The sequence below is a fragment of the Tenacibaculum aestuarii genome (genome assembly GCF_964510395.1).
In the GTDB taxonomy this organism is placed as follows: domain Bacteria; phylum Bacteroidota; class Bacteroidia; order Flavobacteriales; family Flavobacteriaceae; genus Polaribacter; species Polaribacter aestuarii.
In genome coordinates, this window is sequence record NZ_CAZEFY010000001.1 from 408,996 (window position 1) to 429,316 (window position 20,321).

Sequence of the window (20,321 nt, forward strand, 5' to 3'; positions counted from 1 at the left end):
AAGTTATAAGTCTTGTAATTTTTTATTCATTATTGAAAACCATAATGGTGGAACTAATGCAACGAGCATCATACCTGGGTAGCCAGTCGGCATCTGTGGACTTTCAGGTAGTGATTTTAAAAGTTGATAATGTTTACTTCCGTTATAATGATGGTCGGAGTGACGAGATAAATTAAATAGCATTAACATACCAATTCTGTGATCAGAGTTCCATGAATGTGTTCTTTTTACTCGTTCGTAACGACCTTTTTCGTTTTGTTTACGTAATAGTCCGTAATGTTCTATATAGTTTACAGTTTCAAGTAATAAAATTCCAAAAATAGCAGCGGAGATAAAAGCTAATAATGCTTTTAACCCGAATAAAAAGAAAATACCTATTAACAATAATATGTTACAAAGTGTATAGATAAGCATTCTGTTTTGTAGGTGAAACCAACTTCTTCCAGAATTTTTTAAACGTGTGTTTTCTGCTTCCCAAGCTTGATAATAGCTTTGAAAATGAGAACGAATCCAGAAAAGGTATACTACTTCATTTTTTCTGGCGGTAGCGGCATCTTTTGGAGTGGCTACATTAAAGTGGTGTCCTGCATTATGGTACGGTAAAAAATGAGTATCTAAAGAAGTTAAGAGTAAAATTTCGCCTAATAATTCATCAAAACGATTGTTGCGATGCCCTAGTTCATGACCAACATTAATACCAATAACACCACACATTAACCCCATGGCAGATACTCTCCCTATATATTCTAAGGTGGTTAGTTCTGTGTCTTTCATCATCCACAAAAACCATCCTAAAAATACTACCTGAACAGGAACTGTTACATATAATATATAGGTGTATAATTTGTTTGCTTTTTCAATCTCTTCTTGTTCTTTGTCAAAATTGTCTTTATCTGGTTTAAAAAGTAGTTCAAGTAGCGGAACTAGGCCAAAGAAAACAATTAAAGGGATAAAAGTTAGCCAACCTGTGTAGGTAAACGAAATGTAAACAGTAACAGGAAGAATTAAAATAGCTAAAAATTTAAGGGCTTTCATCTTGGGTGAAATTTGTCTAAATATACAAATTACAAACAAGCATCCCAAATAGGGTCAGAAGGTGTTGGAGCAGTAAGTTTTATCAATTCTTTACTTACTGGGTGTGTGAATTCAATTTTTCGAGCATGTAAATGGATACTACCATCTTTATTGCTTCTTTTAGCTCCGTATTTTAAATCACCTTTTATAATAGCACCAATGTTAGATAATTGCACACGAATTTGATGATGACGACCCGTTTCTAAATCGACTTCTAGTAATGAATAATTATCTAAGTTTTTAAGTGTTTTGTAGTGAAGAATTGCTTTTTTACTTCCTTTAACTTCTTTGGTGAAGGCTTTAGATTTATTATTCTTCGGATTTTTCTTCAGGTAGTTTGTTAAGGTGTCTGAAGCTTTTTTAGGTTGTTGCTGAACTACTGCCCAATAGGTTTTCTTAATGGTTTTATCACGTAACATCTTATTCAATCTCTCTAAGGCTTTTGAAGTACGTGCGTAAATAACAATACCAGTAGTAGGGCGATCTAATCGGTGAACCGTTCCTAAAAAAACATTTCCTGGTTTGTTGTAATTTTCTTTGATGTATTCTTTTACAACGTCTGAAAGTGGTTTATCGCCCGTTTTATCACCTTGCACAATGTCACCAGCACGTTTGTTAACCACTATAATATGGTTGTCTTCGTGTAAAACTTGTAGGTTTTCTTTAGTAGAGTGCATGATAGGTGATAGCTTCAGTGGCCTGAAAGCTTATTTAAAATTCTCAGCTACGTCTTCGTTTACTTGGTCGATAAAATTTAAAAACTCATCACGCCCCATTCCTGTTGATGAAGAAGTAACAAACGACATAGGGAGTTCTTCCCAATAGTTTAATAATTTCTTTTTATAAGAGGTGATTTGTTTGTTAAGTTTTGAACTTCCTAATTTATCGGCCTTTGTAAAAGCAATACAAAAAGGAATGCGATTTTCACCTAAAAACTGCATAAAATCCAAGTCTATTTTCTGTGGATCGTGGCGAGAATCAATTAAAACAAAAGTGCAAACTAATTGTTCGCGCTCCTTGAAGTAGTTTTCAATAAAATATTGAAAAATTTGTCGTTTCTTTTTAGAAACTTGTGCATAACCATACCCTGGTAAATCAACCAAAAACCATTCATCATTAATCTTAAAGTGGTTGATTAGCTGTGTTTTTCCAGGTTTTCCAGAAGTTTTAGCTAAATCCTTACGTTCCATCAACATATTGATTAATGAGGATTTTCCAACATTAGAACGACCAATAAAAGCATATTCAGGAATACGTTCTTTTGGTGCGTTGATAACATTGCTGTTACTCATTACAAAATCAGCAGATTTTATCTTCATACTACTAAGTTATAGCTGTTGTTATATTTCGCGTTTAGAAAGCCAGCCTTCTAAAATCTCATTAAATTCTTCAGGTCTTTCCATCATAGCTGCGTGTCCACATTTATCAACCCAATATAAATCAGCATCAGGTAATAATTTATGGAAATCTTCGGCTACTTCTGGTGGAGTAACACTGTCTTGTTTTCCCCAGATTAAACAAGTAGGCTGTTTCATGCTAGGTAAATCTTTAGCCATGTTGTGACGAATTGCACTTTTAGCAATCGCTAACGTTTTAACTAACGTATTTCTATCGTTAATAACTTCGTATACCTGATCTACAAGTTCATCAGTGGCAATTTCTTTGTCGTAAAAAACATCTTGTGCTTTTTTTCTAACAAATTCTTTATCACCTCTTTTTGGGTAACTATCTCCCATAGAGTTTTCATACAATCCTGAACTACCAGTTAAAACTAAAGCCTTAACATCTTCGGGGTAATGTTTTGTAAAGTATAAAGCAATATGCCCACCTAAAGAGTTTCCTAAAAGAGTCACTTCTTTAAGTTCTTTAAATTCGATAAAGTCATGTAAGAATTTAGCTAAATTCTTAACATTGGTTTTAAGGAGAGGTAAGGTGTATAGGGGTAATTCTGGAATAATAACTTTGTATCCTTTTTTTGAAAGGTGATTAAAAGTTGAGTCAAAATTACTTAAAGCGCCCATTAAGCCATGAAGTATAATAATCGGACTTCCTTCTCCTGCTTCTGCGTATGTAAATTTGCCTTCTTTCTTTAAAAATTCAGTCATAGATTTCTTGTTTGACTTAACCACAAATGTAGTTCTTTTTTGTTAAAATTTCATTTTTATTATTTCTGAGGTTTATATTCTTTGAAAGGGCTTAAGTGTCAGTTTTTTAGGGTGAAAACCAAAACTTATTAACAAAGTGGTAAAATGTGGTAAAAAGTGGTAGATTTTTTTTATTTTTGATGCAAACTATAGTTTCTTTACGTGGTAAATTTAATTGGAACATACGAATGCAAAGTAGATGCTAAGGGAAGGATGATGATGTCATCAGCTTTCAAGAAGCAGTTGTCTTCTGTGTTGCAAGATGGGTTTGTGATTAAACGTTCTGTGTTTCAGTCTTGTTTGGAGTTATATCCGATGCAAGAGTGGAATTCGGTGATGGCAAAAATCAACAAACTAAACCGATTTGTAAAGAAAAATAATGACTTTATCAGGAGGTTTACAGCGGGTGTAAAGGTGGTGGAGATGGATGCTTCCGGTAGGATATTAATTCCAAAAGATTTGTGTCAATTCGCAGAAATTGAAAAAGAAGTAGTGCTTTCGTCTGCGGTGAACATTATTGAGATTTGGGATAAGGATAAATACGAAAAAGTAATAGATGATGCTGTTGTTGATTTTGCTGATTTGGCAGAAGAGGTAATGGGTAATATAGGAGAAGATGAGTTATCATAGTCCAGTTTTGTTGAAAGAAAGTGTAGATGCACTCAATATTAAAGAAGATGGAGTGTATGTGGACGTGACCTTTGGTGGAGGTGGGCATTCGCGTGAAATATTGAGTCGATTGGGTGAGAAAGGAAGGTTGTTTGCTTTTGATCAAGATCCGGATGCGCAGCAAAATAAAATTGACGATCCGCGTTTCGTGTTGATTGGTGAGAATTTTCGATTTATTTCGAGGTTTTTACGTTTTTACGGAGTGAAAAAAGTGGATGGTGTATTGGCAGATTTAGGTGTGTCATCACACCAGTTTGATGAGGCAGAAAGAGGTTTTTCAACTCGTTTTGATGCTGATTTGGATATGCGAATGGATCAGAAATCAGAATTGTCTGGAAAGAAAATTATCAATACTTATACTGAGGAGCAATTGTCGGATATATTGTTTTTGTATGGTGAGTTGCGAAATGCACGAACACTGGCGAAAACAATTGTTGAAGCAAGATCTGAGAAAGAAATCAAAACAAGCTTCGAGTTGAAAGAAGTGTTGCAAAGATTTCTTCCGAAGGCAAAAGAACATAAAATTCTAGCACTGATTTTTCAGGCAATACGTATTGAGGTGAATCAAGAGTTGGAAGTGTTGAAGGAGTTTTTAGAGCAGATGCCTCAGTTGTTGAATGAAGATGGTAGGTTGAGTGTGATTTCGTATCATTCTTTAGAGGATAGATTGGTGAAGCGATTTATAAGAACAGGATTGTTTACTGGGGAGCCTGAAAAAGATTTTTATGGGAACACGAATGAGCCTATGAAAAAAGTAGGTAAAATGATTGTTCCTACAAGAGAAGAAATAAAAGAGAATAATAGGGCGCGTAGTGCAAAACTGCGAATAGCAACGCTAAAGTAATGTCGAAAGAAAAGAAGAATATTGTATATAATCTTTTAAGAGGAAGTTTTCTTACAGATGAGAGCTCGTTTAAAAATTGGCGGATTTTAACTTTTGTGGTGCTTCTGTTGTTATTGATGATTTATAGTGCGCATAGTGCAGACGCAAAAGTGGTTCAGATAGCAGAGCTGAATAAGAAGAAAAGAGAATTGCGGGATGAAGATGTAGATACGAGTATACTACTTATGAAAATGAAATTAGAAAGTAGTATTCGAGATAGAGTAAAAAGTAAAGGATTGTATCCTGCAAAAACACCTCCTCAAAAAATTAAAGTAACATATAATAAAGAATAATATAAATGGTAGTTAAAAAAAGCATATTAAACAAACTCTATGTATTAGTTGTTTTAATGACGCTTTTCTTTGTTGTTATCATTTTTAGAGTTTTTAATCTTCAATATGTTGAGGGAGAGAAGTATCGTAAATTATCCCTTGAGAAAACTACAAAAAACGATACAATTTTCGCGAATAGAGGTAATGTATATGCTGCTGATGGAAACCTGTTAGCAACCTCAATGTCTAAGTTTACAATCCGTATGGATGTGGTGGCGGTAGATTCAGAAGTTTTTGAAAAAAATATTCGAGGATTATCAGAAGCTCTTTCTGGTTTACTAGGAAAGCCAGCAAGCTATTATCAAAATAGGTTGCGTGAAGCTAAAAGACGTAAGAATCGTTATTTATTTATAGCTCGAAATGTTGGGTATAATGATTATGTGAAAATGAAAAGCTTCCCGATTTTTAATAGAGGAGTGTATCGAGGTGGTTTTATTGCAGAACAGCAAACAGTTCGTGTACATCCGATAGGGAAAATTGCTGAACGAACTATTGGTTATGATGATTACAGAGGAGGAGCAGGAATAGAAGGTGCATTTGCTGATTATATGGAGGGTGAAAATGGTTGGCGACTAAAGCAAAAAATTGCTAAAGGTCAATGGAAGCCAATTAATGATGTAAATGAAAAAGAGCCTATTGATGGAAGTGATGTGATAACGACAATTGATGTGAATATTCAAGATATTACACATCATGCTTTGTTAAAGCAAATGGAGTATTTCGAGGCAGATCATGGTTGTGCTGTAGTGATGGAGGTGGAGACGGGTGAGATTAGAGCGATTTCAAACTTAGGAAAAACTTCTAGTGGAAAATATTACGAAAAAAGAAACTATGCTGTTTGGGAGAGTCACGAACCTGGGTCTACATTTAAACTGGCAAGTTTAATGGTGGCTTTAGAAGATAAGGTGGTAGATACTTCGACAGTGGTGGATTGTGAAAAAGGACGAATTTATATCAACAATCGTAAAGTTGAAGATAGTAAGAGGGGTGGTTACGGAAAAATATCGATGGGTAGGGTATTTGAGGTTTCTTCTAATGTTGGAATTGTAAAAACGATACAGAAATATTACGATAATAATCCAGAGAAATTTACTGAAAGAATTAAGTCTTTTGGATTAGATCAATTAACTGGTGTGAAAATTAAAGGAGAAGGGAAACCATATATCCCGGAACCATCAGAAAAGAGTTGGAGTCCTATTTCATTAGAATGGATGGCGTGGGGATATGGGGTGTCATTAACACCTTTACAAACACTAGCTTTTTACAATGCGGTAGCTAATGATGGTAAGTTGGTGAAGCCGTATTTCGTTAAAGAATTACGCGTGGGTGGTAAAGTGGAGCAGAGTTTTGGTACAGAAGTATTGAAAGAAAAAATAGCTTCTCAAGAAACCTTAGATAAGGTAAGGAAGGTGATGGAGAATACCATTCAATATGGAACAGGGAAGAGAATATATTCTCCAAATTTTTCAATGGCAGGAAAAACAGGGACCGCTAAAAAATATATTCCTCGAACTAAAAATGACAAAGGTGAGTATGAGGGAGGTTATTATTCTAATGAGAAGTATGTAGCGTCATTCGCAGGGTTCTTTCCGGCAGATGAACCTAAATATTCTTGTATAGTAGTAGTGCATAGTCCTAAAAAAGAAAAAGGGTACTATGGGGCTACAGTTGCAGCGCCAATTTTTAAAGAAATAGCTCAAAAAATATACACTTCAACAGCTATTAATAAGCAGTTTGTCGCTGATAAAATTTCAGATGAAGTAATTGATAACGAATATCAAGAGTACTATCAAAACTTAAGAAAGTATAAAACCATTATGCCTAAAGTAACAGGTATGAGTGGAATGGACGCTATTGCTTTGTTAGAAAACATGGGGTTAAAGGTGAAGTTTTCAGGTGTTGGAAAAGTAAAAGAACAATCGGTAGAAAACGGAAAAAAAGTAGAAAAAGGAGCAACGATATATTTAAAATTATCATAGTTGAAGAATTTAAAAGACATATTATATAAGGTATCGGTAAGCGAGGTTTACGGAAATACTGATGTTGCTGTGAATGCAATTCAGTTTGATAGTAGACAAGTGCAGGATAATGATGTTTTTGTAGCGCAAAAAGGGGTAAGAGTTGATGGTCACCAATACATTGAGAAGGCTATTAACCTTGGAGCAAAAGCAATTATTTGTGAAGAGATTCCTGAAGGAAGAAGTGAACAAGTAACGTATATAAAAGTAGAAGATTCCAATGTTGCTTTAGCAATAATAGCGGCAAATTATTATAACAACCCGTCAAAAAGCTTGCAGTTAGTAGGAGTTACAGGTACCAATGGTAAAACTACAATTGCAAGCTTATTGTATCAATTGTTCAAAAAGGCAGGATATAAAGTAGGCTTGTTGTCAACGGTTACAATAATGGTTGATGAAAACGAGTATAAGGCAACACATACAACACCAAATTCAGTGGCGATTAATAACTATTTGTCAATGATGGTTGAAGAAGGTGTAGAGTATTGTTTTATGGAGGTGAGTTCTCATGGAATTCATCAAAAACGTACTGAAGGTATAGAGTTTGCAGGAGGTGTGTTTACAAATTTATCGCACGATCATTTAGATTATCATGAAACCTTTGCAGAATACCGTGATGTGAAAAAATCATTTTTTGATTCGTTGCCAAAATCGGCATTTGCCTTGGTGAACATTGATGATAAAAATGGGCAAGTAATGTTGCAAAATACGAAAGCTACTAAACAAACTTATGCGCTAAAAACTATAGGAGATTTTAAAGCGAAAGTATTAGAGAAACGTTTTTCAGGAACTTTATTAACAATCAACGGTATTGAAGTTTGGACGAAGTTAATAGGTGAGTTCAATGCGTATAACTTATTAGCTATTTACGGTGTAGCAGAATTGTTAGGACTTGAAAAATTAGAGATTTTACGAATTGTAAGTGAGTTAGAAAGTGTAAGCGGACGCTTTCAATATACAATCTCAGATGGTGGGGTTACTGCAATTGTAGATTATGCACATACACCTGATGCTTTGAAAAATGTGCTGCAAACCATTAACGACATCCGTACAGGAAATGAAACTGTGATAACAGTTGTAGGTTGTGGTGGAGATCGAGATGCAACTAAACGGCCTAAAATGGCATTGATTGCTTCACAATTAAGTAATCAAGCAATTTTTACTTCAGATAATCCAAGAACTGAAGATCCACAGTTGATTATAGATCAAATGGAGGAAGGGGTTTCTGCGGAAAATTATAAGAAAACATTATCTATTTTAGATAGAAGACAAGCAATAAAAACAGCTTGTAAGCTAGCAAAGTCGGGAGATATTATCCTAATTGCTGGAAAAGGACATGAAACCTATCAAGAAATAAATGGAGTACGTCATCATTTTGATGATTTAGAAGAAGTAACCAACTGTTTCAATCAACTAAAAAAACACTAACGAATGCTATATTATTTATTTCAATATTTAGAAAGTGAGTTTAGTCTAACAGGGGCGAGTGTGTTTCAATTTATCACATTCCGATCTGCAATGGCGTTCATTTTGTCTTTGTTGATTTCAACCATTTTCGGTAAAAAAATCATCAATTATTTAAGAAGACAACAAGTTGGTGAAACGGTTAGAGATTTAGGTTTAGAAGGACAAGTGCAAAAAGCAGGAACCCCTACAATGGGAGGCGTCATCATCATTCTAGCTACATTAATTCCTGTGTTGTTATTATCAAAACTAGAAAATGTATACATCATAATCCTGTTAATAACCACAGTTTGGATGGGGTTTATTGGTTTTGCTGATGATTATATCAAAGTATTCAAAAAAGACAAACAAGGGTTAAAAGGAAGGTTTAAGATTTTAGGTCAAGTAGGTTTAGGACTAATAGTAGGTTCTATGCTGTATTTCCATCCAGATGTAACTATTAAAGAACAATTGCCAGTGGCAGAACAAGTTGTGCAAGTTGATGGAAAAAAGAAAGTGTTTGGAGAAACTCATAAATCAACAAAGACAACAGTTCCATTTATGAAAAACAACGAGCTGGATTACGCGAAAGCATTTAGTTTTTTAGGTGATGGATATGAAAAGTATGGTTGGATAGTATTCATTTTTGTTACCGTATTTATTGTAACAGGAGTTTCTAACGGGGCAAATTTAACTGATGGAATCGATGGTTTAGCAGCAGGATCGTCAGCAATTATGGTCATTGCTTTGGCAATTTTTGCGTGGGTATCGGGTAATATCATTTTTGCAGATTATCTAGATGTAATGTATATACCAAAATCAGGAGAAATGACCGTGTTTATTCTAGCATTTGCAGGAGCATTGATAGGGTTTTTATGGTATAACACATATCCTGCTCAAGTATTTATGGGAGACACTGGAAGTTTAACTATTGGAGGAATCATAGCAGTTATAGCTATTGCGATTAGAAAGGAATTATTGTTACCAATTTTAGCAGGAATATTTGTGATAGAAAACCTATCGGTAATCTTACAAGTATCATGGTTTAAGTACACGAAAAAGAAGTTTGGAGAAGGAAGGAGAATCTTTAAGATGTCGCCTTTACATCACCATTACCAAAAATCAGGGTATCATGAAAGTAAAATTGTAGTCCGTTTTTGGATTGTTGGAATTTTACTAGCGGTATTTACCATTGTAACATTGAAGTTAAGATAAATGAAGAGATTAGTTGTGCTTGGAGGAGGAGAAAGTGGTGTAGGAACAGCGCTTTTAGGGAAACAAAAAGGATATGAGGTTTTTGTTTCAGATAAAGGAAGTATAGCAGAGCGATACAAAAAAGTTCTTTTACATAATTCAATCGATTTTGAAGAGAATCAGCATAATGAAAGTAAAATTCTAAATGCTGATGTGGTTATGAAAAGCCCAGGTATTCCAGATAAAGTAGCATTGGTGCAAAAACTGCTTTCTGAAGGAGTGAAAGTAATTTCAGAAATTGAATTTGCTGCTCAGTTTACAGAAGCTACTATTGTGGGAATTACGGGTTCAAACGGAAAAACCACAACAACTATGTTAACACATTATGTATTACAAAAAGCAGGATTGAATGTAGGAGTTGGTGGGAATATAGGAGATAGTTTTGCAGAACAAGTTGCGGATGATAATTACGATGAATACGTGTTGGAGTTAAGTAGCTTTCAGTTAGACGGAATTGAAACATTTAAACCACATATTGCTATAATAACCAATATCACACCCGATCATTTAGATCGATACGAATATGAATTTGACAATTACATAAACTCGAAATTCCGTATTACAAAAAACCAAACGGAAGACGATTTTTTAATATACGATGCCGATGATGAAGCAATTCAAAATTGGTTAAAAAATAACAAAACAAGAGCAACCCTGGTGCCATTTTCAATAGAAAAAGAATTGGAATACGGAGCTTTTTTAAGACAAGATACGATACTGATGAAATTAAATACAGAAGAAAAATTAATGAAGGTTTCTGAATTAACATTACAAGGAAAACACAATACTAAAAATGTAATGGCAGCTTCAATGGCAGCTAGATTGCTAAAAGTAAGAAAAGAAACAATTGCTGAAAGCTTGTCTGATTTTGAAGGTGTAGAGCACCGTTTAGAAAAAGTACAAAAAATTAACGGGATAGAATTCGTTAATGATAGTAAAGCAACCAACGTAAATGCAGTTTATTACGCGTTAGAGTGTATGGATAATCCAACAGTTTGGATTGTAGGTGGTGTTGATAAAGGGAATGATTATTCAGATTTATTACCGTTAGTCAGAGAGAAAGTAAAGGCAATTGTATGTTTGGGATTAGATAATCAGAAAATCATAGACACTTTTGCGAGTGTAGTTGATGTTTTAGTAGAAACTGCTGGGGCAGAAGAGGCTGTTAAAGTAGCTTATAAAATAGCACAAAAAGGCGATACGGTATTGTTATCTCCTGCATGTGCTAGTTTTGATTTATTTGAAAGTTACGAAGACAGAGGAAGAAAATTCAAAGAAGCTGTAAGAAACTTATAAAAGCAAAAAAGATTGATGAAACACATCTTTCGACATATTAAAGGAGATAGAGCTATTTGGGCTATCGTAACAATGTTGGCAATATTTTCGTTTATGCCAATATATAGTGCTAGTACCAATTTAGTGTATGTAGTGGGTAATGGGTCTACTTTTGGACATTTAATAAAACACATCGTGTTATTAATTACAGGTTTTGCTGTGATTTATGGTGTGCATAAAATTCCGTATAGATACTTTAGTGGAGGTTCTGTTTTAATGTTTCCAGTTGTTATTGTTTTGTTGATTTTTACTCTAGCTCAAGGAACAACCATTGGAGGTGCAAATGCTAGTAGATGGATACGAATTCCGTTTGTAGGTATTGGTTTCCAAACTTCTACGTTGGCGGGTCTTGTGTTAATGGTGTATGTGGCTAGATATTTAGCCAAACATAAAGAAAAAGTTATTTCATTTAAGGAGAGTCTTTTACAGTTATGGTTGCCAGTTGGTATTGTATTGGTATTGATATTACCTGCAAACTTTTCAACCACGGCCATGGTGTTTTTTATGATTCTGTTGGTGTCATTTATAGGAGGTTATCCGTTAAAATACATCGGATATATATTAGGAATGGGACTCATCTCTTTCTTGTTTTTTATATTACTAGCTAAGGCGTTTCCTGATGCTATGCCTAACCGTGTAAATACCTGGAAGAGTAGAATTGAAAATTTTTCTCAACCTAATGGCGAAGAAAATTATCAAGTAGAAAAAGCAAAAATAGCCATAGCTACAGGTGGAGTTATTGGAAAAGGGCCAGGGAAAAGTGTTCAGAAAAACTTTTTACCTCAATCGTCATCCGATTTTATTTATGCAATTATTGTTGAAGAATATGGTTTGGCAGGTGCAGTTGTAGTTATTTTTATTTACTTTTTATTACTCTTTAGAATATTAATAACAGCTAAAAAGGCTACCACCATATTTGCAACATTGTTAGTTGTAGGTGTGGGAATCCCGATTGTTTTTCAGGCGATGATAAACATGGCGGTAGCGGTCAATATTTTACCAGTAACAGGACAAACACTCCCCTTAATTAGTAGTGGAGGTACCTCTATTTGGATGACATGTTTCGCATTAGGAATGATTTTAAGTGTAAGCGCTTCTAAAAACGAAACTGAAGAAACAATTTTAGATGATAACCCTTTAGATATTTTACATGAAACAGTCGATTAATATCATAATAAGCGGTGGAGGTACTGGTGGACACATTTATCCAGCCATAGCAATTGCTAACGAAATTAAAGTTCGTTATCCAGAAGCTAATATTTTGTTCGTAGGAGCTAAAGATAAAATGGAAATGGAAAAAGTTCCGCAAGCGGGATATGAAATTGAGGGATTATGGATTTCGGGTATCCAAAGAAAACTAACTCTAGCAAATTTGATGTTTCCTTTCAAGTTGTTAAGTAGTTTATGGAAAGCACACCGAATTATAAGAAGATTTAAACCAGATGTAGCAATTGGTACAGGAGGTTTTGCTAGTGGGCCAACATTAATGGCTGCTAATCAAAGAGGAATTCCTACTTTGATTCAAGAGCAAAATTCATATCCGGGAATCACCAATAAATTTTTAGGGAAAAACGCGCAGAAAATATGTGTAGCATATGATGATTTAGAACGTTTTTTTCCAGAGGATAAAATTATAAAAACAGGAAATCCAGTTCGACAAGATTTACTGTTTATTCATGTAAAAGTTGAAGAAGGTAAAGAGTTTTTCGAATTAAACACTTCTAAAAAAACCTTGTTGGTTTTAGGTGGAAGTTTAGGAGCTCGTAAAATAAATCAGCTAATAGAAGCTAATTTAGATTTTTTTAAAAATCAAAATATACAGCTTATTTGGCAATGTGGTAAGTTGTATTTTGATGAGTATAAAAAATACAACGAGGTTGAAAATGTGCAAGTACATCAATTCTTAAACCGAATGGATTTAGCTTACGCAGCTGCCGATTTTATCGTGTCGAGAGCAGGAGCGAGTTCGGTGTCAGAGCTATGTATTGTAGGTAAACCAACCATTTTTATTCCGTCACCTAACGTGGCAGAAGACCATCAAACAAAAAATGCTAAATCAATTGCTAAAGAACATGGAGCAATTGTGGTTAAAGAAAATGAGTTAGAAACGTTTCCTGTGGTATTAGAAACTTTGTTGAAAGATAAAGGGAAACAAGAGAGTTTAAGTGAGAATATTAATGAATTGGCGTTGCCTAATGCAACAAGTAATATCGTTAATGAAATAGAAAAATTAATCAGTTAGTGAATTTAAAAACGATACATAACGTTTATTTTATAGGTATTGGTGGAATTGGGATGAGTGCCTTGGCTCGCTATTTTTCCGAGAATGGTAAAGTAGTTGCAGGTTACGATAAAACACCATCACCTATCACTAAGAGTTTAGAAGAAATAGGAGTAGAGCTTCATTTTGAAGATGCTGTAAAGAATATTCCGATTTCATTTTTAGATAAAAAAGCTACATTGGTAGTGTACACGCCAGCGGTTCCTAAAAACCATCTAGAGTTAAACTATTTTATAGATAACGGATATACGGTTTTAAAAAGAGCAGAAGTGTTGGGAGAAATTACCAAAAACACTTTTTGTTTAGCTGTGGCTGGAACACATGGTAAAACGACGACTTCATCAATTTTAGGGCATATTATGCAGCCTGAAAAAGCAACCTCTTTTTTAGGTGGAATTGCAGAAAATTATAACTCCAATTTAATTTTAGGTGAAGATAAAGTATCGGTGGTTGAAGCAGATGAGTTTGATCGTTCGTTTTTAAAATTATCTCCAAATATTGCCTGTGTAACCTCTATGGATGCAGATCATTTAGATATTTATGGAGAGAATGAAATGCTTCAGCAATCTTTTGTTGAGTTTGCGAATAAAGTTTCAGATACATTAATTGTTGCAAAAGGATTACCACTAAAAGGGTTAACCTATGCTGTAAATGAAGATGCAGATTATAAAGCTTTTAATGTTAGGGTTGAAGTTGGTAAGTACATTTTTGATGTACAAACACCAACATCTCAAATTAAAGATATTGAATTCCATCTACCAGGAAATCACAATATGATGAATGCGTTGGCAGCATTAGCAATGGCAGATGTATATGGAGTTTCGTTAGAGAAAATAAAGGAGCAATTAAAATCTTTTAGAGGAGTACAAAGGAGATTTTCATATAAAATAAAAACAGATGATGTTGTTTTAATTGATGATTATGCACATCATCCAACAGAAATAAAAGCAGTAGCACAATCGGTTCGAGAAATGTTTCCAAAAGAAAAAGTGTTAGCAATTTTTCAACCGCATTTATTCAGTAGAACAAGAGATTTTGCTGATGATTTTGCAGTAGCATTATCCTTGTTTGATGAAGTGTTGTTGTTAGATATTTATCCGGCAAGAGAATTACCTATTGAAGGAGTTACTTCAAGTTGGTTATTGGATAAAATGACCTTAGAAAATAAAATGCTAGTATCTAAAGAAAAATTAAGTGACGAAGTGCTAAAATCTGAGTCAAAAATTGTAGCAGTGTTAGGGGCAGGAGATATTGGTTTATTGGTAGAAGAAGTAAAAAATAAAATTAAAGAAAAACACAAAATCTAGTATGAAAAAAGTAGCAACTTATCTGTCTTTTTTCTTGTTGTTGATGTTTTTGGCGTTTTTGTATGGCTTTACAACCAATAGAAACGGCTTGAAAAAGGTTAAAAACACCGTAGTAGAGTTTGAAGCAGGTGATAATAACTTTTTGACGCACAGTATGGTTGATAAATTGTTAATACAAAATAATGAATTTGTTAAAAACCAACCGAAAAGATTGGTAGATTTACACTTTCTAGAGGCTAATGTTTCGGCGAATCCGTATGTTGAAAAAACAGCAGTGTTTTTAACGGTAGATGGGGTGTTAAAAACAGTAATAAAACAACGAACACCGATAGCTCGCATTGTTGATAAGAACAAATCTTTTTATGTTGATAAGTACGGGGCAGAAATTCCATTATCAACAAACTTTTCAGCAAGGGTACCATTAGTTTTAGGAGTAGGGGAATCTGAACAAATCAAAGAATTAACACAGTTAATAAAGGTTATAAATAGTAATAGTTTTTTCGCTAAAGAAATTATTGCTATTCAGAAAGACGCCAAAAACGAATATACATTTACAGTTCGTAGCGGTGATTATGAGATAATTTTTGGTGAGTTTAAAGATGCGGCTGAAAAATTTAAAAAGCTAACAGCATTTTATAACAAAGCACTTAAAGACAAAACTATAAGTAATTACAAAACGATAAATGTAAAATACCACAACCAAGTTGTGTGCACAAAACAAAATCAAGATGGAAAACAATAAAATTGCAGTTGGTTTAGATATTGGTACAACCAAGATTGTTGCCATGATTGGTCGTGAAAACGAATACGGAAAACTTGAGGTTTTAGGTATTGGTAAAGCAAAAAGTTTAGGTGTAAAACGAGGGGTAGTTAATAATATCACACAAACCATTCAATCTATTCAACAAGCTGTTGATGAGGCCGAAAGTGTTTCAGGAAGAAAGATAGAGAATGTTGTAGTAGGTATCGCTGGTCAACATATAAGAAGCTTACATCATAGTGATTATATAACACGAGAAAAAGCTGAAGAAGTTATCGATGCGAATGACATTGAGAACTTAGTAAATCAGGTACATAAATTAGTGATGTTGCCTGGTGAGGAAATTATTCATGTGTTACCTCAAGAATTTAAAGTAGATAGTCAGCCAGATATTAAAGAACCTATCGGAATGTACGGAGGAAGGTTAGAAGCAAACTTTCACGTTGTGGTTGGTCAAGTATCTTCTATCCGAAATGTAGGAAGATGCATTAAAAGTGCAGGTTTAAATTTGTCTGACATTACTCTTGAGCCGTTAGCATCGGCATCTGCAGTATTAAGTCAGGAAGAAAAAGAGGCAGGTGTTGCGTTGATTGATATAGGTGGTGGAACGACAGACTTAGCCATTTTTAAAGACGGAATTATTCGTCATACAGCAGTCATTCCTTTTGGAGGTAATGTTATTACTGAAGATATTAAAGAAGGCTGCTCAATTATAGAAAAGCAAGCAGAGTTGTTAAAAATTAAATTTGGTTCTGCGTGGCCAGGAGAAAATAAAGAAACGGAAATTGTTTCTATTCCAGGGTTACGAGGAAGAGAGCCAAAAGAGATTACACTTAAGAACTTATCTAAAATAATTCACGCAAGAGTGCAAGAAATTATTGAGCACGTGTATTTAGAAATTAAAAACTACGGACACGAAACTCAAAAAGGAAAACTCATTGCAGGTATTGTTTTAACTGGTGGTGGAGCTCAATTAAAACATTTACGTCAGTTAGTAGAATATATTACTGGAATGGACGTTCGTATTGGGTATCCAAATGAACACCTTGCAGGAGATTCAGATAAAGCATTATCAAGTCCAGCATTTGCAACTGCAGTTGGGTTGTTAATGGAAGGCTTAAAAAAAGAAGAAAGTGAAGTAGCGGCAGAAGAAGCTCCAGAAGTGTTTGTAGAAACAACTATTGAAGAAGAAAAAGAAGCTATAGAAGAAGCTCAAGAAGAGAAGGAACTACCAGCGAAAGAAAAGTCTAAATCAATCTTTGAAAAGTTTACCAAGCGATTCACTGAAGGATTTAAAGAGTTTTTAGATAACGCAGAGTAAAAGTATATAAAAAGCTACTCCGAATTAATCCCCTAAGAAGGAGAGTGTAAATTGAATAAGAATTAATAAAAAAGAAAAGTTATTATGAGCGCAGAATTTGATAACATTTCATTCGACATGCCGAAAACACAATCGAATGCCATTAAAGTAATTGGTGTTGGTGGGGGAGGAAGTAACGCAGTAAACCACATGTATAGTAAGCAAATTCACGGAGTAGATTTTGTGATTTGCAACACTGATGCACAAGCATTAGAAAACAGTCCAATTCCTAATAAAGTACAATTAGGTGCACACTTAACTTCTGGGTTAGGTGCGGGTGCAAATCCTGAAATAGGAGCACAAGCAGCGGCTGAAAGTATTCAAGAAATTCAACAAATGTTAAGCACGCATACCAAAATGGTATTTATTACCGCAGGTATGGGTGGAGGTACCGGTACTGGTGCAGCGCCAATCATTGCCAAAATTGCTAAAGATATGGATATTTTAACGGTAGGAATCGTTACAATGCCATTTCAGTTTGAAGGAAGAATGCGCTCAAAACAAGCTCAAACAGGAATTGACGAGTTACGTAAAAATGTGGATTCGTTAATTGTTATCAATAATAATAAACTGCGCGAAGTTTATGGTAACTTAGGTTTTAAAGCAGGCTTCTCAAAAGCAGATGAAGTGTTAGCTACTGCGGCTAAAGGTATTGCAGAAGTAATTACACATCACTACAAACAAAATATCGATTTACACGATGCTAAAACGGTATTGTCTAATAGTGGAACTGCAATTATGGGATCTGCAAAAGAAACTGGAGCAAACAGAGCTAAAAATGCAATTGTAAAAGCGTTAGATTCACCGTTATTAAACGATAACAAAATTACAGGAGCTAAGAATGTATTGTTATTAATTGTTTCTGGAGGTAATGAAGTAACCTTAGATGAAATTGGAGAAATCAACGATTATATTCAAGATGAAGCAGGATATGATGCCAATATTATTATGGGTATTGGTGAGGATGAAACTTTAGAAGACGGAATAGCCGTAACAGTGGTAGCAACGGGTTTTGCTGCTGATCAACAAGGAAATATTACCAATACAGAAGTAAAAAAGATTGTTCATACTTTAGAAGATGAGCAAAAAGCTACGTACAATTTTGGAGATCAAAAAATTCAAACTTCTCCTAGTATAAATGAACCTTTACCAACTAAACCTGTTGATAAAGTTGTTCACGTATTAGAGGAGGAAGTTGTTGAGCCTAAATCGAATTTAATTCCTACTACAGAGGCTATTAAAAATATTGATGTAGTGTATGACGAAATCGCTATTGAAACCATTTCAGAAGATGATTTTATCATAACAAATATCGCTGAGCCAAAAGTAGAGGAAGAAGTAAGACAACAACCAATTCAACAAGATTTATTGTTTGATTTACCGTTGAATTCTTACGAAGAAATAAAACCAGCTTCTCATTTAGTTGAAACTACAAATGAGATTAAAAATATTGAAGTAACTGCACAAGAAATTACATTTCATAAAGTAGAAAAACGATATGTTTTAGACGATTTTAGTGCAGAACCAACAATTGGTAAAAGTTCTACACCTACTATAAAAGAAGAGGTAGAAGAAGAGTTACGTTTTCAAGTAAAGTCAAAAACTCAAGAAGAAATTAATAATATAGATACATCTAGTGAAGAAGTATCTCCGTTGAGTTTAACAATTTCTGAAGTGCAAAAAAGAGCACAAGAAAGACGTGAAAAAATGAAAGGTTTTAACTATAAGTTTAACGACCAAAGAATAAAAAATGTAGATGAAATTGAGAGTCAACCAGCTTATAAAAGATTAGGAGTTGATATTGATTCAGGGTCAAATATTAGTAAATCAGACACTGCATTAAATACTGATAATAACGATTTATTACGCTCAAATAACTCGTTTTTACACGATAATGTAGATTAATAAAAGAATAACACGTATTTTTAAAATCCCGATTTATCGGGATTTTTTTAATAGTAAAAATCACAAAATTATGAGTTTGCAAAAACAGGTAATGGATAAAATGAAAGAAGCTATGAAATCGAAAGATACCGTAGCTTTAACCGCTTTAAGAGCCTTAAAATCGGCTTTTATGTTAGCAAATACAGAAGTAGGAGCAGGTGAATTATCAGAAGCAGAAGAGTTGAAAATTGTTCAAAAGCAAGTAAAACAACGTAAAGATAGTGCAGCTGTATTTACAGAACAAGGGCGTAATGATTTAGCAGAACCAGAATTAGCTGAAGCAGCTGTTTTAGAGCAGTTTTTACCAGAAGCGTTAAGTGATGAAGAAATTGGTAAAATCGTTGAAAAAACCATTGCAGATGTTGGTGCTGAGGGAATGAAAGACATGGGTAAAGTAATGGGAATAGTTTCCAAGCAATTAGCAGGTCAAGCAGATGGAAAAACAATTTCAGCAATTGTAAAGGCTAAATTAGCATAATCATTTTTCTAGACCCAGTAGTTCAACTGGATAGAACATCAGATTTCGGCTCTGAGGGTTGGGGGTTCGAGTCCTCTCTGGGTCGCAAAAAGAAAACAGCAGAAAATATATTTTCTGCTGTTTTTATTTAAGGAAATATTTGGGGGAATTAGTTGATTAACTAAGAGCAATATTACAAAACATAAATATGAGCTTGTGTAACTTAAGTTACATAAGCTATATTTGAAGTTTTAAATTGATATGAAACCTATTTTTCTTATAAAATATACCGCTTTCCTTCTAGGCTTTATAGGAGTTGGAATTAACATAGTAGAGTCTATATATGTCTATGTTTTCAACAAGCCTATTTTTGTGCATTTTTATCCAATAAAGAAGAAGCTACCTAAAAAGAAGAAAGAGTTTTTAGTTGAAAATGTAAGATTCTATAAAAAACTAGATGAAAAACAAAAAGTATATTTTGAACATCGACTGACCAAGTTTATCAGAACTTATGACTTTGTTGAAAGAGATAATTTTGAATTAACTCCAGAAGTAAAAGTCTTAATAGCTTCATCATATATAAAGTTGACTTTCGGAATGCGAAAGTACTTAACCACTACTTTTGATAAAATTATTATATATCCCACTAGTTTTTATTCAACAATAACCAAACAATATCATAAAGGAGAGTTTAACCCAGGGTTAAAATCTATTGTGTTTTCTTGGGAAGATTTTTTATTAGGAGATATTATACTAAACGATAATTTAAATTTAGGTATTCATGAGTTTTCTCATGCCTTAACTTTTCACGGAAGAAAATCGAAAGATGTAAGTGCACGAATTTACTATCGATTATTTGAAGAAATAACCAGTTTTATGGATGATAAAGCGAATGCTGAAAGAATTAAATCATCAGGGTATTTTAGAGAATATGCGCTAACAAACAAGTTGGAATTTGTTGCTGTAATTATGGAGCACTTTTTTGAAACTCCAGAAGATTTACAGCAACAATTCCCACAACTGTATAAAAAGATTCAACTCATGTTGAATTTTAAATAAC

Annotated in this window: 19 protein-coding genes and 1 tRNA gene; 16 read left to right on the forward strand and 4 right to left on the reverse strand. The window is 34.0% G+C overall.

Annotation, left to right across the window (positions count from 1 at the left end; all coding sequences use genetic code 11):
- Positions 1-3: 3 nt before the first annotated feature.
- The 4 genes from ACKTSU_RS02025 to ACKTSU_RS02040 are packed head-to-tail and all read right to left on the reverse strand — an operon-like array spanning position 4 to position 3,179.
- A complete protein-coding gene (locus ACKTSU_RS02025; RefSeq protein ID WP_408034710.1) occupies positions 4-1,035 on the reverse strand; it encodes an alkane 1-monooxygenase in 1,032 nt (343 codons plus the stop codon).
- A gap of 29 nt (positions 1,036-1,064) precedes the next feature.
- Positions 1,065-1,751, reverse strand: coding sequence for an RluA family pseudouridine synthase (locus tag ACKTSU_RS02030; protein WP_408034711.1), 687 nt, complete (start codon positions 1,749-1,751; stop codon positions 1,065-1,067).
- Positions 1,752-1,781: 30 nt separating this feature from the next.
- Positions 1,782-2,393 (reverse strand): ribosome biogenesis GTP-binding protein YihA/YsxC, encoded by a 612-nt coding sequence (gene yihA, locus ACKTSU_RS02035; protein ID WP_274634012.1) that lies wholly within the window; start codon positions 2,391-2,393, stop codon positions 1,782-1,784.
- Between the two features lie 21 nt (positions 2,394-2,414).
- Complete coding sequence (locus tag ACKTSU_RS02040) at positions 2,415-3,179, reverse strand: alpha/beta fold hydrolase (RefSeq protein WP_408034712.1); 765 nt, start codon at positions 3,177-3,179, stop codon at positions 2,415-2,417.
- 201 nt (positions 3,180-3,380) lie between these two features.
- Here ACKTSU_RS02040 and mraZ point away from each other — a divergent pair, with 201 nt between their 5' ends.
- The 16 genes from mraZ (at position 3,381) to ACKTSU_RS02120 (ending at position 20,320) form a co-directional block, all read left to right on the forward strand.
- Positions 3,381-3,848 carry a division/cell wall cluster transcriptional repressor MraZ gene (gene mraZ / locus ACKTSU_RS02045; protein ID WP_408034713.1) on the forward strand — a complete coding sequence of 156 codons (468 nt, stop codon included), beginning with the start codon at positions 3,381-3,383 and terminating at the stop codon, positions 3,846-3,848.
- Complete coding sequence (rsmH, locus tag ACKTSU_RS02050) at positions 3,835-4,731, forward strand: 16S rRNA (cytosine(1402)-N(4))-methyltransferase RsmH (RefSeq protein WP_408034714.1); 897 nt, start codon at positions 3,835-3,837, stop codon at positions 4,729-4,731. Before mraZ ends, rsmH begins: the two co-directional genes overlap by 14 nt.
- Positions 4,731-5,063, forward strand: a complete 333-nt coding sequence (locus tag ACKTSU_RS02055; RefSeq protein WP_408034715.1) for an FtsL-like putative cell division protein — start codon at positions 4,731-4,733, stop codon at positions 5,061-5,063. Before rsmH ends, ACKTSU_RS02055 begins: the two co-directional genes overlap by 1 nt.
- Positions 5,064-5,068: 5 nt before the next feature.
- The gene (locus ACKTSU_RS02060) at positions 5,069-7,081 is read left to right on the forward strand and encodes a penicillin-binding protein (protein ID WP_408034716.1); all 2,013 of its coding nucleotides are present in this window, start codon (positions 5,069-5,071) and stop codon (positions 7,079-7,081) included.
- Entirely contained in the window at positions 7,082-8,548 is a 1,467-nt protein-coding gene (locus ACKTSU_RS02065) for a UDP-N-acetylmuramoyl-L-alanyl-D-glutamate--2,6-diaminopimelate ligase (protein ID WP_408034717.1), read from the forward strand. It begins immediately after the preceding gene.
- Positions 8,549-8,551: 3 nt separating this feature from the next.
- Positions 8,552-9,778 (forward strand): phospho-N-acetylmuramoyl-pentapeptide-transferase, encoded by a 1,227-nt coding sequence (gene mraY, locus ACKTSU_RS02070; protein WP_408034718.1) that lies wholly within the window; start codon positions 8,552-8,554, stop codon positions 9,776-9,778.
- On the forward strand, positions 9,779-11,113 hold the full coding sequence (murD, locus tag ACKTSU_RS02075) for a UDP-N-acetylmuramoyl-L-alanine--D-glutamate ligase (RefSeq protein WP_408034719.1): 1,335 nt from the start codon (positions 9,779-9,781) through the stop codon (positions 11,111-11,113). It begins immediately after the preceding gene.
- Positions 11,114-11,128: 15 nt separating this feature from the next.
- The gene (locus ACKTSU_RS02080; protein ID WP_408034720.1) at positions 11,129-12,319 is read left to right on the forward strand and encodes an FtsW/RodA/SpoVE family cell cycle protein; all 1,191 of its coding nucleotides are present in this window, start codon (positions 11,129-11,131) and stop codon (positions 12,317-12,319) included.
- Complete coding sequence (gene murG, locus ACKTSU_RS02085; protein ID WP_408034721.1) at positions 12,303-13,394, forward strand: undecaprenyldiphospho-muramoylpentapeptide beta-N-acetylglucosaminyltransferase; 1,092 nt, start codon at positions 12,303-12,305, stop codon at positions 13,392-13,394. Before ACKTSU_RS02080 ends, murG begins: the two co-directional genes overlap by 17 nt.
- Positions 13,394-14,740: a UDP-N-acetylmuramate--L-alanine ligase gene (murC, locus tag ACKTSU_RS02090; RefSeq protein ID WP_408034722.1), complete on the forward strand. Its 1,347-nt coding sequence runs from the start codon at positions 13,394-13,396 to the stop codon at positions 14,738-14,740. Before murG ends, murC begins: the two co-directional genes overlap by 1 nt.
- Position 14,741: 1 nt before the next feature.
- A complete protein-coding gene (locus ACKTSU_RS02095) occupies positions 14,742-15,482 on the forward strand; it encodes a cell division protein FtsQ/DivIB (protein ID WP_408034723.1) in 741 nt (246 codons plus the stop codon).
- Entirely contained in the window at positions 15,469-16,821 is a 1,353-nt protein-coding gene (gene ftsA, locus ACKTSU_RS02100) for a cell division protein FtsA (RefSeq protein WP_408034724.1), read from the forward strand. Before ACKTSU_RS02095 ends, ftsA begins: the two co-directional genes overlap by 14 nt.
- Positions 16,822-16,905: 84 nt before the next feature.
- Positions 16,906-18,765 (forward strand): cell division protein FtsZ, encoded by a 1,860-nt coding sequence (ftsZ, locus tag ACKTSU_RS02105; RefSeq protein WP_408034725.1) that lies wholly within the window; start codon positions 16,906-16,908, stop codon positions 18,763-18,765.
- Positions 18,766-18,835: 70 nt separating this feature from the next.
- Positions 18,836-19,282, forward strand: coding sequence for a GatB/YqeY domain-containing protein (locus ACKTSU_RS02110; RefSeq protein ID WP_274633997.1), 447 nt, complete (start codon positions 18,836-18,838; stop codon positions 19,280-19,282).
- A gap of 11 nt (positions 19,283-19,293) precedes the next feature.
- A tRNA-Arg gene (locus tag ACKTSU_RS02115) sits at positions 19,294-19,367 on the forward strand.
- A gap of 155 nt (positions 19,368-19,522) precedes the next feature.
- Complete coding sequence (locus ACKTSU_RS02120; protein ID WP_408034726.1) at positions 19,523-20,320, forward strand: zinc-dependent peptidase; 798 nt, start codon at positions 19,523-19,525, stop codon at positions 20,318-20,320.
- Position 20,321 lies beyond the last annotated feature (1 nt).